Annotated in this window: 14 protein-coding genes and 1 pseudogene; all 15 read right to left on the bottom strand. The window is 49.0% G+C overall.

The window, feature by feature from the left end; translation table 11 throughout:
* Positions 1–5: 5 nt before the first annotated feature.
* The gene (locus PHR44_05280) at positions 6–998 is read right to left on the bottom strand and encodes a VWA domain-containing protein (protein ID MDD4910073.1); all 993 of its coding nucleotides are present in this window, start codon (positions 996–998) and stop codon (positions 6–8) included.
* A 6-nt stretch (positions 999–1,004) separates the two neighbouring features.
* Entirely contained in the window at positions 1,005–1,940 is a 936-nt protein-coding gene (locus PHR44_05275; GenBank protein MDD4910072.1) for a hypothetical protein, read from the bottom strand.
* Between the two features lie 2 nt (positions 1,941–1,942).
* On the bottom strand, positions 1,943–2,821 hold the full coding sequence (locus PHR44_05270) for a DUF58 domain-containing protein (protein ID MDD4910071.1): 879 nt from the start codon (positions 2,819–2,821) through the stop codon (positions 1,943–1,945).
* 5 nt (positions 2,822–2,826) lie between these two features.
* Complete coding sequence (locus tag PHR44_05265) at positions 2,827–3,822, bottom strand: MoxR family ATPase (protein MDD4910070.1); 996 nt, start codon at positions 3,820–3,822, stop codon at positions 2,827–2,829.
* Between the two features lie 41 nt (positions 3,823–3,863).
* Complete coding sequence (polX, locus tag PHR44_05260) at positions 3,864–5,579, bottom strand: DNA polymerase/3'-5' exonuclease PolX (protein ID MDD4910069.1); 1,716 nt, start codon at positions 5,577–5,579, stop codon at positions 3,864–3,866.
* The gene (locus PHR44_05255) at positions 5,569–6,243 is read right to left on the bottom strand and encodes a TRAP transporter TatT component family protein (GenBank protein MDD4910068.1); all 675 of its coding nucleotides are present in this window, start codon (positions 6,241–6,243) and stop codon (positions 5,569–5,571) included. Before PHR44_05255 ends, polX begins: the two co-directional genes overlap by 11 nt.
* A gap of 158 nt (positions 6,244–6,401) precedes the next feature.
* A complete protein-coding gene (locus PHR44_05250; GenBank protein MDD4910067.1) occupies positions 6,402–7,337 on the bottom strand; it encodes a 2-dehydropantoate 2-reductase in 936 nt (311 codons plus the stop codon).
* Positions 7,334–8,086, bottom strand: coding sequence for a DNA repair protein RecO (gene recO, locus PHR44_05245; protein MDD4910066.1), 753 nt, complete (start codon positions 8,084–8,086; stop codon positions 7,334–7,336). Before recO ends, PHR44_05250 begins: the two co-directional genes overlap by 4 nt.
* Positions 8,059–8,508, bottom strand: a complete 450-nt coding sequence (gene ybeY / locus PHR44_05240; protein ID MDD4910065.1) for an rRNA maturation RNase YbeY — start codon at positions 8,506–8,508, stop codon at positions 8,059–8,061. Before ybeY ends, recO begins: the two co-directional genes overlap by 28 nt.
* Entirely contained in the window at positions 8,426–9,826 is a 1,401-nt protein-coding gene (locus PHR44_05235) for an HDIG domain-containing protein (protein MDD4910064.1), read from the bottom strand. The genes ybeY and PHR44_05235 overlap by 83 nt, the downstream gene beginning before the upstream one ends.
* On the bottom strand, positions 9,801–10,757 hold the full coding sequence (locus tag PHR44_05230; GenBank protein ID MDD4910063.1) for a PhoH family protein: 957 nt from the start codon (positions 10,755–10,757) through the stop codon (positions 9,801–9,803). The genes PHR44_05235 and PHR44_05230 overlap by 26 nt, the downstream gene beginning before the upstream one ends.
* A 4-nt stretch (positions 10,758–10,761) precedes the next feature.
* A pseudogene (locus tag PHR44_05225) lies at positions 10,762–10,917 on the bottom strand (LysM peptidoglycan-binding domain-containing protein).
* Between the two features lie 383 nt (positions 10,918–11,300).
* A complete protein-coding gene (aspS, locus tag PHR44_05220) occupies positions 11,301–12,710 on the bottom strand; it encodes an aspartate--tRNA ligase (GenBank protein MDD4910062.1) in 1,410 nt (469 codons plus the stop codon).
* Positions 12,707–13,960, bottom strand: coding sequence for a histidine--tRNA ligase (hisS, locus tag PHR44_05215; GenBank protein ID MDD4910061.1), 1,254 nt, complete (start codon positions 13,958–13,960; stop codon positions 12,707–12,709). Before hisS ends, aspS begins: the two co-directional genes overlap by 4 nt.
* Positions 13,960–14,232: an integration host factor subunit beta gene (locus PHR44_05210; GenBank protein ID MDD4910060.1), complete on the bottom strand. Its 273-nt coding sequence runs from the start codon at positions 14,230–14,232 to the stop codon at positions 13,960–13,962. The genes hisS and PHR44_05210 overlap by 1 nt, the downstream gene beginning before the upstream one ends.
* Between the last annotated feature and the right edge of the window lie 124 nt (positions 14,233–14,356).

Below are 14,356 nucleotides of genomic sequence, written 5' to 3'. Positions count from 1 at the left end.
TATGTTTAAGGTATTCTTGCCAATATCGTGTTGGACAGCAGTACTTCAAGTAAAAGCAATATAAAGCCCGCTGCTATAAAGTGCGCCGAGAGTTCATTATAATGTTTATAGGCCGTTTCCTCAAGCGGCGCCTGCTCCAGTTTATTGATATCTGAGAATATCTTTTTCAACGTATCTGTGTCTGTCGCCCTGTAATATTTGGCCCTGGTGACAATGGCTATCTCCCTCAGGGTGTCTTCATCAATGTCGATCTGTATGGGCTGGTAGATCTTTTTACCCGATACGTTACTTACCGGATAAGGCACCAGCCCTTTTGAACCGGCGCCTATGGTATAAATTTTGATCTTCAGCCTGCCGGCGATACCGGCTGCCCCGGCAGGGGTTATCTTGCCCGTATTGTTAATGCCGTCGGTAAGCAGGATTATTATCCTGGATTTTGCCGTCGAGTCCTTTAAGCGGTTTATTGAAGAGGCGATCGCTGAACCTATGGCTGTGCCGTCTTCAATAAGCCCGATCTCAACTCTGTTAAGGTTGGTCAGCAGCCAGGAATGGTCCAGGGTGAGCGGCGATACCGTGTATGCCCTGCCCGCGAAGGCCACTATGCCTATCCTGTCTTTTTCTCTCAGGTTGATAAAATTATCGGCTACCTGTTTTATTACGTCCAGCCGGCTCTGCCTTTCTCCATCAAGGGTAAAATCTTCTGCCAGCATACTGGTTGAAATATCCAGCGCGAGTATGATGTCTATGCCCTTGCTTTTTACCGTAGATTCAGAAGTAGCCGTCTGAGGCCTTGCCAGGGCCGCTATTAAAAGGGCTAAGGATAACGCGCGCATCAACGGGATGTTTTTAGCGAGCCGCTGTTTAAACGTCCGCTGCAGCCCCCCAAAGATCTCTATGTTGGAAAAGGTCAGGCCCGCTTGCGTGCGCCGCCTGCAAAGATAAACGAATAACGGGACCAGCAGTAAGAGAAAAAGATATATAGGATTCTGAAATCTCATTTTGAATTATTGCATCTCTTCAATCAGCTTATACGCCGATTGAAAAGTGGCCTCTGCTTCGGATTGAGAAGGCTCGTATTTCGCGAATTTTACCATATCGCAATGCCTCAAAAACTCTTCCAAGAGTTTCTTTTGTTCGGGCATAAGAACTACAGAAATATTCTGCAGGTTATGAAGGAATTCTTCGGTCGTCATCTCAGGCGCGGGTAAACTCAGGCGTTTTTCCAGGTATTTCCTCAGGCAGTTGGAGATCCCCAGGTAATATTCTTTCGTTTTTCCCTGTTCGATCAGGCCGCTGGATCTGATCTTCTTGAGTTCGGCCTGTATGGTTTCATATAGCGGGATCTCTCTTTTTGGCTGCCGCCTCATAACCTTCCTGATAGTACAGAAGAGCCCGGCCGCTAAGATCATAACTAACGCTATTACCGCTGTTACCGCGGAGTTTCTCAGCATAGCTTTAGCTATGACAGCGCCTTCTATCGGCGGCTTGATATCCTTTATATCCTGAGGGTTGTCTTTAAGAAGGGATTCTACCTTAAGGATGAATTGGGGGGTATTAAACACCTTCCATTCCTTGCCGCCTTTTCTCCTGTATTTTACTTCCATGGGGCCTACCATGGAATCTGATACCGAAAAAGTAGAAGCGGTATAGACCGCTGAGTAGCGTTTCGGCGCGAAAAAGAGAAACGGGCTGGCCTTAGATACCCTACGCTTTATTTCAAAACCGGGCATGGCCGCGGAAAGATCGGGGAATTCAACTTCAAGCGCCTTCCCCGATTCAATGGTTATTCTATATTGGACGATGTCTCCTATGTGAATATTGGTCTTATCTATATTTGCCCGCATCCTGGCCGGTTTTACCGAGGAGATCAGGTGCGAGGTAAACAGCAGTAAGGTAAGTATGCCTGAAAAATAATACAGCGGTCTTCGCCTGGTCTTCATTGTCAATGTATTCTTTTTTGCCTGACGCGGAAAAACTTTATGAGCGGCTTGACATACGATTCTCCCGCCATCAGGTTCACGGAGTCCATATTTATAGAGGCGAACATCTTGTCGCGTTTGGATACGCGGCCCAGGGATTCTTCATGATATACGCCTCTTAATTCCGGACTTGAGGTGTCCAGGTAGATCTGTTTGCCGGTCTCCGCGTCGCTTAAGTTTATTATGCCGGCATCGGGCAGATCTGTTTCTCTGTGGTCGTTGATCGTTATCGCCACGCAGTCGTGCCTTTTATTCGCGGCAAACAACGGCCTCTTGAATTCCTTATCAAAGAAATCGGAAATGATAAACGAGATCGTGTGCTTTCTGGTCACCTTGTTTAAATATTCCAGGGCGAGCGAAATATTTGTGCCGCTGCCGTTTGGCCTGAAGTAAAGCGCCTCCCTTATGACCCTCAGTACATGCCTGACGCCTTTTTTAGGAGGGATAAATTTTTCTATGCGGTCGGTAAAAATGATCAGCCCCACCCTGTCGTTATTCTGTATGGCGGAGAATGCCAGGACAGAACAGACCTCGGCAGCCAGCTCCGATTTAAACCTTTGTGTTGTCCCGAAACGGCTGGAGCCGGATACGTCGAGAAGAAGCATTAACGTAAGCTGGCGCTCTTCCGCGAATTTTTTTACGTAAGGAGCGCCGGCTCGGGCCGTCACGTTCCAATCTATGCTCCTTATGTCGTCTCCGGGCTGGTACTCTCTTACTTCCGAGAATTCTATGCCCTGCCCTTTGAAAACGCTTTCATACTGGCCGGCAAACATATCGGCGACCAGATGGGAGGTCGTTATTTGTATTCGTTTTATCTGTTTAAGGACTTCTTTCGGGATCATTGTGTTTAAGGCACCTCGATTTCTTCAAATATCTTTTTAATGATATCCTCCGAGGACATGTCTTCGGCTTCCGCTTCATAACTTATGATTATCCGGTGCCTTAAAACGTCCATGCCTATTGATTTTACGTCATGAGGGGTGACAAATCCCCTTCCCTGTATGAACGCGTATGCCTTGGCCGCGAGTGTCAGGTAGATGCTCGCGCGCGGCGAGGCGCCGTATTGTATAAGCCCGGCGAGCGCGTCTAATTTATAATTCTTGGGGTATCTGGTGGCGAACACGACGTCGATTATATACTGCTGTACCTTGTCGTCCACATAGATCTCATCCACCACCTTCCTTGATCTCATTATCTGCCCGGCGTCTATGACCGGATTGACGCGGATACCTTGTTCGGTATAACTCATCCTTTTTAATATTTTGCGCTCCTCTTCCTTATCCGGATATGTGAGTTTCAATTTCAGCATAAACCTGTCCACCTGAGCTTCCGGCAGCGGGTATGTCCCTTCCTGCTCTATGGGGTTCTGCGTTGCCAGAACTATAAACGGTTCATCCAGTTTAAAGGTGTTTTCGCCGATGGTGACCTGTCTTTCCTGCATGGCTTCAAGAAGGGCGCTCTGCACCTTTGCCGGGGCTCTGTTTATTTCATCGGCAAGTATGATATTGGCAAATATCGGCCCCTTTTTTGTGATGAAGGCATTATCCCTGAAGTTATAGATAAGGGTGCCGATCAGATCGGCGGGCAGCAAGTCAGGCGTGAACTGTATACGCTGGAATTTCGTGTTGATGGATTGGGCGAGCACCTTAGCCGTCAGTGTCTTGGCCAGCCCGGGAACGCCTTCGATCAATATATGGCCTCCCGAAAGAAGCCCTATGAACAGGCGTTCCAGCATATATTTTTGCCCGACTATGACCTTTTCTATCTCTGAGATTAAAGGGTTTAAGAACGCGTTCTCTTTCTTGATCTTTTCATTTAAGATGCCTATCGCCTTGTCTTCCATTTTACCTCCTGCTTTTTAGATAGGTTAGCGCTTTGATTTTTCTATTTTTTCAATATCCTCAACAGTCCCTCAAGCGGCAGCGTATTTATGACATCTTTCTTTTCCAGCCATCCCCTGCGCGCCACTGCCAGTCCGAACCTCATGGCGTCAAGCTGGTGTATGCCATGCGCGTCGGTGGCTATGGACAGCTTCACGCCTGATTGCCTGGCCAGCCGAGCGTTCATATCGTTTAGATCAAGCCGGGAAGGGAATGAGTTTATCTCCAGATGCGTGTTTGTGTCGGACGCCGCCTCAAGCACCTTCTCGAAATCCAGCGGGTACGGCTCGCGCACGCCCCACAACCTTCCGAAAGGATGGGCTATGATGTGCGCGTTTTTATTCCGGCAGGCCTTTATTATTCTTTTAGTAAACTGTTGTCGCGATTGTTTAAACCCCGTATGTATGGCAGCCACTACAACGTCAAACTGAGCCAGGATGTCGTCTCTGTAGTCCAGACCGCCCTCCGAATCAATGTCAACCTCCGCGCCGAAAAGTATCCTTATGCCTTTAATCCTTGAGTTGAGTTTATCTATCTCATTTTTCTTCTTTTTAAGTTCCGCCGCGGAAAGCCCGCCGGCGACCTTGAGCCCCTGAGAATGGTCTGTAACGGCGATATAGGAATACCCCTTATCCCTGGCGGCCTCTGTCATTTCCAGTATGGAATTCTGTCCATCGGAATAAGCGGAATGCGTATGCAGGTCGCCTTTTATGTCACCGGCGCTGATCAGATCAGGCAATCTGCCCTTCATGGCTAATTCAATCTCACCCATGTCTTCCCTCAGCTCCGGGACAATATAAGGCATGCCGAGTTGAGCAAACACGTCCTTTTCTTCCCTGCCACATATATACCTGTTTTCCCTGAATACGCCGTATTCATTTATCTTCAGGCCTTTTCTTATAGCCATCTGCCTTAATTTTACATTGAAGTTTTTTGAGCCGGTGAAATAAACCAGGGCCGCCCCCCAGGATCTTTCCTCAACTACCCTCAGGTCGACCTGCCGGTCGTCCTTTATAAGTATGGATGACTTTGTGCCGCCTTTGGCTATGATTTTTTTTACCTGGGGTATTTTTGTAAATCTATCCAGCACTCGCGGCTCGTCTCTTTTCGCGGCCGCGGCCAGTATGTCTATATCGCCTATGGTTTCTTTCTGCCTTCTTAAGCTGCCGCAGGCGCTTATTTTCTTTATCGCGCGTATGCCTTTAAGGGAATTCAATATCTCGTCCGTAAGCATGCCGGCCTCGGAAAGCGGCATCCGTTCCCTCCCTCTTTCCACGATGCCTATCCCCTGTTTTATGTTTTCTATGGTCTTTTCCCTTATCTTTTCCAGGCCGCTGAGTTTACCTTTTGCTATGGCCTGCTTAAGCTGGCTGATACTCTTTATTTTTAGTTTATCGTAGAGCATCTTTACGGTCTTCGGCCCCAGCCCCGGAATGTTCATAAGGTCAACTACGCCTTCCGGCACGGCCTTTTTTAACTTTTCATATTCCTTTAGCCCACCTGTCCGCGCTATCTCTTTTATCTTTTCTGCCAGGTCTTTGCCTATGCCTTCTATTGTCCGCAGTTTATCCTCGTTGATATAGGAGGTTATATCTTCACTCAGGTTTTCAATGTTCATCGCCGCCCTTTCGTAGGCGCGTATCCTGAACGGGTTGCCGCCTTTGATCTCCAGTATCTTGGCGATGTTGTAGAATATCTCCGCTATTAATTTATTGTTCATCTGTCTCTTTTATCAAATCCAAAGCCACTTCATTCTCCGGGTCAAGCGCCAGGGCCTTTTGCAGATATTCTTTATATTTTTCTTCATCTCCTGACTTAATATATGCCTCTGCCAGGCGGGCATAGGGCGTGGCGAAACCAGGCGCGATCTCCACAGCTGTTTTCAATTCTCTGACCGCCTTTGCGATATTGCCGCCGAATAGTTTCGGAGCGCGCAGGTAAAATGTGCCTAACCCAAGGTGTACTTCAGGCAGGTCGGGCGCGAGGGCATTCGCGCGTTCAAAATTGGCTCTTATCTTAAGCCCGTAATTTACCTTGCCAAACAGCCCGCCTTTCGCGGAACGCTCCGCGTTTATACTACCCAGCAGCATATAGGCCATGGCAAGGTCAGAGGCGTCTGTAATGTTTTTGGCGCTTGAATCTATGACCGACCTGATCATTTTAAGCGCCTTGCCCGCGTCCCCGTCTTTAGACAGGATATAAGCCAGGCTTATCTTTGCCTTATTGTAAAAAGGGTTTTTGTCCAGTATGTCCTGCAGGATCTCCCTGGATCTGCCGAGTTGATATCTTCTTCTCATGACTTCCGCGGCGCCCCAGGAGGCGTCTATATTGCCGGGTTCCTGTCGCAGTATGTCCAGGAAGATCAGTTCCGCTTCGTTATCCATTCTCTTTTTGAGAAGGACGTTCGCCTCTTTAAGGCCGGCATCTCGCGTGTTATTCGCTTTCAGAATAAATGACGACGTCTGTACGCGGCGAATTAAAGAGAAATATGATATAAGAGAAAGTGATATGCCGAGTGAGATGAGTATAATGGATGATCTTTTCATGCAACCATGTACTCATAACTGGATTCTATGGTCTTGATCAGATCCAGCAGCATTCTGTTTACAGGCGAGGGGATCCCCATGCTCTGGGCCTGCCTTACGATGACGCCGTTTATATAATCCACCTCTGTTTTCTTTTTTCTTAATATATCCTGGAGCATTGAAGAGATATTAGCAGCGGTGGATTCGCATACGGATTCCACCTTTGCCAACGGGTCATCATAGGCGAGCTTTATGCGCTTGCGTTTCGCTACCTTTACGGCTTCAGTAACAGCGTCCCTTAATATATTCCTTGAGCCCTCAAACTCAAGCAGTTTTCCATTGGCAAGCCGCGTTATTCCCGTAAGGGCGTTTATGCCGGCGTTGATGATCAGTTTTGACCAGATAAGGCCGTGTATATCCCTGCTTATCCTGGTTTCCAGCCCCGAGGCGTTGAATAGCTCGCGTATCCTGCGCATTTCTACCGGTATTTTTCCGTCTGGTTTGCCGATGACCGTCTCTCCCCTGCCCGCGTGCCTTACGCGGCCGGCCTCTATAAGCGTGGCGCCCTCATTTGTAATGCCCGCGATCACCCTCTCCTGGCCTATTGCCTCGGAGATATTCTCTATATTGCCTACGCCGTTCTGCAGCGTAAGGACATAAGCGCTTTCCGGTATCGCCCTCTTGATCTTTTCTATGGCCGGTTTTGTGTCGTATGATTTTACGCAGAGCATCACCAGCTCGCAGCCCTCGAACGCCCTAAGGTCTGTTTCAACAGTGGTCTTTATCTGCCATTTTCCCGATACCCCTTCAACGGATATGCCGCTTTTTCTTAAGGCCTCCGCCCTTTCAGGCGATTTATCAAAGAGCGTTACTTCCGCGTCCGTATTCTTCCTGGCCAGATGCGCGGCAAACAGGCTGCCTATAGCCCCCGGCCCCACTATTACTATTTTCATGCCATCACCCCTTGTTCAATAAATCTTCTGGAACGTAATTCCCTGTCCAGGTGGAAATCAAGGAACGACCTCAGCATCAGCGAAAGCTCTTCTTTGACCTTGCCTGTCAGCGTGATCCTCAGGTTGTCCTGCAGGCCGTTTTTCTCAATATGCAGGATGGTGGATATAGTGCCTTTATATATCGGCCTCGCCTCAGCGTCTCTGTGCAGGCATTTACGGCAGAGCATGCCGCCCATTGAAAGGCTGAAAAACGCCCTGTCATCCAATGCCGTAAGGCAAGAGACGCAGGAGTCAAAGTGCGGTTTGAACCCGCAGATGTTAAGCATCTTTATCTGGAAAATGACCGATATTTTCTGCGGCTGCGATCCATTATCCATAACCCTGAGGCATTCCACAAGGAAATCAAATATATCCGGATGAGCGTCTTCATTCTGCATAAGCGTATTGGTCAATTCGATCAGGAAATATGCCGCGTAGGTCGCCTCAAGGCCCATCCTTATATTATTGAAATTATCGCTCAAGTCGCACTGGCTGATGAGGTTGAATTCGGAATGCCTGCTTTTGTAGAAAACGATCTGGTTGAGGGAGAATGACTGCAGCGTAGAGGCGAACTTCCCGTGTTCAGCGTGCATGCCTTTAAGCTGGCCTTTTATTTTGCCGAAGTCCCTGGTAAACAGGGTGGTTATCAGGCTGGTTTCCCTTACCGGCACCCTGCTGAGGATTACCGCGTCTGTTTTGTGGATGGACATAGGTATCGCAATGATCCCAGTATGGCCTTTTCTTTCGCACGCATTTTTTTTCTGTCAGCCGCGCTCATATCGTCGTAACCAAGAAGGTGCAGTATGCCGTGGACTATGTAAAGGCATATTTCGTATTTGAATGAAGTCTTAAATTCCAGCGCGTTAAGGCGTGCCGTATCAACGCATATGACCACGTCGCCCAATATGCCCGGCGGCGGCTGTATGGGAAAGGATATGACGTCGGTAAGGGAATCTTTATGAAAATACCGCCTGTTGAGGCGCCTTATTTCTTTCCTTCCCACAAAATCAAGCGACAGCTCAATATGCCTGCTGTTGAGGCCCTTATCTTTAAAGACCCTGGCGGCTGTCTTTTTTATCGCTTCCCTGGTGATGGGCAGCCGCCCTTGGCTGTTTTTTATGTGCACCTTCATGCTCTTCAGGATACGCTACGCGCGCGTGATAAATACCGCCGAGAATATGAGTGGATACGTCCGCTATTTTTTCCATGTCTCTAAGGGTCAGGTCGCATTCATCCAGCTGGCCGTCAATGAACTTGTTGTTTATGATCTTGCGCACTATTTCTTTTATCTTTGTCGGCGTGGGCTCCGACAGCGCGCGTGTTGCCGCCTCTACCGAATCAGCCAGGAGGACGATCGCCGCCTCTTTGGTCTGTGGTTTCGGCCCGGGATAACGGAATACCTCCTCTTCTACGGCCTCTCCTCCTTCAATGCCCTCCATCGCCTTCTTGTAGAAATAATATACGAGGCTTGTGCCGTGATGCTGAGGTATGAAATCCACAATGGCTTGGTTAAGTTTGTAGCGCCTTGCCAGGTCAACACCCTCTTTAACATGGTTCATGATTATCATTTTGCTCATGGAGGGGGCGAGCGATTCATGCTTGCTGGCATCGGGAAGCTGGTTTTCGCTGAAATATTCCGCTTTTTCTATTTTGCCTATGTCGTGATAATACGCCCCGACGCGGGCCAGAAGCGGGTTGGCGCCTATCGCCTCAGCCGCCGCCTCAGATAGATTGCCCACTATCAAACTGTGGTGATAGGTGCCGGGCGCCTCAAGCACCATTCTTTTCAGCAGCGGATGGTTAAAGTCGGTAAGTTCCAGAAGGCTAATGTTGGTGACCACCTTGAACAGGTATTCAAATATCGGCAGGGCTCCTACCACAAAGATAGAGGAAAACAAGCCGTTAAGCACAAGGTAGTTGTAACGCGCAAAGGTATAGAATTTAAATTTGTCTATAATAAACAGCGAGACAACCTGGATCAGGCCGACGATAAGCCCGCTGCTTATGATTTGCGAACGCCTGTGCGCCTTCCACACCAGCAATGTCGCCAAACATCCCCCTGTAATAAATAACGTGCTTAGCGGCAGGCTGTTGCCGGCTATTATCCCGGCAAAGAGCCCGCAAAGCAGCGTCATGATAAGCGAAAGCAGCAGGTCGTTGAAAAGCACGGTGACCAGAAAAGACACCGCGCAGACGGGTATGTAAAAAACAGGCAGGTTATTGCTGAGGATGAGCTTGGCAGCGGAAAGAAAGAGCACGAAAATGAATATAAGGTGCAGCGGCCTCGGCCTTTTATGCGCGGGCCCGGCTGTCAGCGCCGTAAGATAAACCGCCAGCGCGATGAGCGCCAACAGGGAATAGGATTCTATATCCAGCGCGAATACGCCGAAGACGCACAACGCGACCCACAGCAAAAGCAACAACTTATTCTTTAGCGCCCGCTTTTTCATATGCCTCTATGATCTTTTGTACCAGTTCATGCCTGACTACGTCGGCTCCGCTGAAATAGATAAATTTAATATCCTCTATGTCCTTCAATATTTCCTGCGCCTTCAGCAGCCCTATGGGTTTTCCTCCGGGCAGGTCGCTCTGCGTAGGGTCGGCAGTAATAACCGCCTTGGAATCAAAACCTAAACGCGTCAGGAACATCTTTAACTGTTCTACCGTGCAGTTCTGCGCCTCATCCAGTATGATAAACGCGTCATTGAGCGTTCTGCCGCGCATGTAAGCCAGGGGCGCCACCTCTATGGTGCCGGTTTCAATGTATTTTTCGATCTTTTCCGCGTCCATCATGTCATAAAGCGCGTCATATAACGGCCTGAGATACGGCGATATCTTTTCGACCATATCCCCCGGTAAAAACCCCAGCTTTTCTCCTGCTTCCAGGGCGGGGCGCGTGAGTATTATACGGTTTACTTCGCCTTTCTTGAATGAATCAACAGCCATTGTCATTGCCAGATATGTTTTGCCTGTGCCGGCAGGCCCCATTCCGAATACGAGGTCGTATCTTCTTATCGCCTCAACATACTCCCGCTGCCCCTCTGTTTTAGGCCCGATCACCCGCCCTTTAAGGGACGCGCCTATTTCTACCGGAGATAAATGCGCCGTTTTTCTCCGCGCGGAAGGGTTCTTAAAAGACCTTAGTAGAAAATGTATGTCCTCTTTGTCTAAGCCGCGGCCTTCGCGGACCAGGGCCAACAGGCCTTCTATAACAGAACAGGCCTTGTCCACGTTTTTCTTAGACCCTTTGATCTTGACGGTATCGTCCCTCGCGCTGATCACGGCGTTAAGCTCATGCTCGATTATCTTGAGGTTCTTATCCTGCCGGCCGAATAATTCCTGGGCTTCCCGGATATTATTTAATTTTAACGTTCTCTCCATACGCTTATTTTCCCGGTATTTTTAATTTCTGTCCGGCGTATATGCGGTCGGGGGTCTTTAGCTGCTCTTTATTCGCGTCATATATCTTCTTCCATTGTTTCAGGTCTCCGTACACTTCCTTTGATATCTTCTCCAGCGTATCGCCCTTTTTTACGACATAGATGTCGTAAGTTATCTCTTCGGTCTCTTCCAACTCCCGCGGTATATCGCGTTCGGTAAAAACACCCTCAGCCGGAGATTTATCTTCAGGCATCGGCTCTACTGCTGACGGCGCGGTTACCGGGGCCGGGATGTTTCTTTTTGCTTTCGCCTTTTTCATCTCTGACGGCGTAAAGACCTCAACTTCTAAAACCTTGTGTTCCCGGTATACCCTTCTTTCTTTCTCGGTGCTTACGCCGGCAGGAACGTTGCCCTGTATGTATCCGCGGTTGCCCGCGAGAGACTGGTCCTGCCTCTCCTTCATGATCGTGTATGACCTGGTTTCCACGCAGCCGCTTAACGCCGCCAGGAACAGACCCGCTGCAAGCAATGATAGCGCCCTTTTCATTTTTCCTCCTTCTCTATTTTCTTACTTATAGAAATATTTAACGCCTTTAATTGCGCCTCATCCACGCCTGAGGGCGCGTCGGTAAGCAGGCAAAGGCCTTTCTGCGTCTTGGGAAAGGCGATGACATCGCGGATGCTCGGTTGATCAAGCAGTATGGCCAGGAACCGGTCTAACCCGAACGCTATGCCGCCATGGGGCGGGGCGCCGTATTTAAACGCCTCAATAAGGAATCCGAAGCGCTTTTCAATCTCCTCGGCAGGCATGCCTATGATCTTAAAGATCCTTTCCTGTAATTGGGAATTATGTATCCTTATGGACCCGGAGCCTATCTCGTTGCCGTTGAGCACCAGGTCGTAAGAACGCGCCCTCGCCTTTTCCTTGTTTTTTTCAAGGCCGTCTATATCCTCCTCCTTAGGCGCGGTAAAGGGATGGTGCTCGCCCTCCCATCTCTTTTCTTCATCGTTGTATTTAAACAAAGGGAAATCGGTGACCCAGACGAACGCGAGTTCTTCCCTGGAATCCTTGTCTTTTCTTACATCCGGCTTATCGCTGTTGAACTCACTTATCGCTTCGGCGTGGCTCATGCGGGGAAACGGTATGTTGATGTCTATGCCGCGCAGCTCTTTCACTATGTCCTTTACCAGTTTCTCTGAAAGCGCGAATATATCTTCTTCGTCAATGAAAGACATTTCAATATCTAACTGGGTGAATTCCGGCTGCCTGTCCGCCCTTAAATCTTCGTCGCGGAAACACTTGGCTATCTGGAAATATTTATCAAACCCGGAGACCATCAGGATCTGTTTGAATAACTGAGGCGATTGCGGAAGCGCGTAGAATGACCCCGGATTAAGCCGTGAAGGCACAAGGTAGTCCCTGGCGCCTTCGGGAGTTGACTTTGTCAATATTGGGGTCTCCACTTCAATAAAACCCTCTTTCTCCAGCAGGTTTCTGGCGCGGGAGAACAGCCTGTGGCGCATAAATATATTTCCGAAACTCCCCGGCTTTCTCAGGTCAAGGTAGCGGTATTTCAGTTTTAACTCTTCGTTTACTTCCTGAGCATCGCCTATTTCAAAAACAGGCGTCTTGGCCTGGTTTAATATCTCAAGCTCCTTTGCCAGCACCTCGACCATCCCGGTTTTAATACGGGGGTTTTGCGTGCCTTCAGGCCTTAAATTTACGATGCCTTTCAAGGAGATCACGAATTCAGGCCTCAGGTCCTGTGCTATCTTATGGGCCTCAGGCGCTTCCTTAGGGATGAACACGACCTGTGTAAGCCCGTCCCTGTCCCTTATGTCTATAAAGATCAGTTTACCGTGATCGCGCCTGCTGTGCACCCAGCCGCAGAGCACCGCTTCTTTGCCCACATTGTTCTCGGTAAGCTGTCCGCAAGTATGAGTCCTCTTCATGATCCCAGTTTATCCTTTAAAATACGCTGCAAGTTATCTACGGCGACCGATTCCTGCGTTCCCGATAGCATGTCTTTTATGGCTACGGATTTATTGCTTATTTCATCGTCGCCCACAAGCAGGGCAAACCTCGCGCCGATATCATTTGCCTTGCGCATATTCGCCTTTAGCGACCTGTTTTCATAATCCATATCCGATATTATATTATTATTTCTCAACGCCTGGAGAGTATTGAGGCAGGCCTGGCGCGCATTCCGTGATAAAGGGATGATGTATGCCTGAAGTTGATGCTGCGGTATTTTAAGCCCGCCATCCATTGAAAGCATCGCCCTTTCCACGCCCAGCGCGAAACCTACCGCCCCTTCAGTATCGCCGCCAAGTTCTTTTATCAGCATGTCATATCTTCCTCCGGCGGCAAGCGCGTCCTGCGAACCCAGTTTATCCGATGTCGCTTCAAACACCGTCCTCGTGTAGTAGTCAAGCCCTCTGACCAGTTGGTTTGACATTTTATATGGTATACCCGAAGAAGAAAGGCCTTCTAATACGCTTTTGAAGTGGCTGCCGCATTCCTCACACAGGTAACTGTCAAGGATGTCCAGCTTGCCGACCGCCTCTTTGCATTCGGTTTTTTTACAGTCCAGTATCCTCAGTACGTTTCTCTGGTAACGCTCAACGCAGTCCTCGCAGAGCTCTTTTAACTGCCCCTTCAGCGACTTCTTGAGCGCGGCCGATAATCTTTTTTTATCTTCGGCGCAGCCAAGGCTGTTTATCCTTAATTCAAAATCCTTTACCCCTATTTCGCCGAGGATCCTGTTTAACAGAGAAATGACCTCAACGTCCAATTCCGCGCTAAGGGAACCGATCGCCTCGCATCCGATGTGATGAAACTGCCTCAAGCGCCCCTTTTGCGGGCGTTCCGCGCGGAACATCGGCCCCAGATAATACAGTTTGGAAAAATGCTCTTGTTTGTCCAGATGGTTTTCCAGCCATGCTCTGACTACAGAGGCCGTGCCTTCCGGCCTCAGGGCGATCGTGTCGCTGTCCCTTTTGATCAAGAACATCTGCTTCTGGACTATCTCGGTGGTTTCACCCAAAGAGCGGTTGAACAGCTCGGCCTCTTCCAATAGCGGCGTGCGGATCTCTTTATATCCGTAAACAGCAAAGATACGCCGCGCCCTGCTTTCGGCCTCCTGCCACAATAGCGCCTCTTCAGGCAGAATATCTTTTGTGCCCCTGATTGTCTTATACATTATTTGATCTTTTGTTTCATCTCCAAACCCGGCTTAAAAATCGCCACTTTTCTGGAAGGCACCGGAACAGCCTCTCCCGTCCTGGGGTTTCTGCCTGTGCGCGGCCGTCTTTGCTTGATCTTGAAGACACCGAAATTGCGCAGTTCTATCTTTTCGCCGCGTGCCAGGCCTTCAATGATACAGTCAAAACTCTTTTGCACCACCTTTTTTACGTCGGTCTGTTTGATGCCGGTTTCATCGGCAACCTTCAGCACTATATCTTTCTTTGTCATACTCTTACACCTCCTCAATGAGCGCACAACTTACGGAACGAAGTGACGTAAGTTGTTGCGCGAATTGATCCCGAAGCGTGCGCAGTAGATTTCGAAGAAATCTACAAGCGCTTACGCGAGGGAT

It is taken from the genome of Candidatus Omnitrophota bacterium (assembly GCA_028707125.1).
Taxonomy (GTDB): Bacteria; Omnitrophota; Gorgyraeia; order Gygaellales; family JAQTUX01; genus JAQTUX01.
Note: the sequence above shows the minus strand (reverse complement) of the source record. Positions and strands in the feature narration are given on the sequence as shown.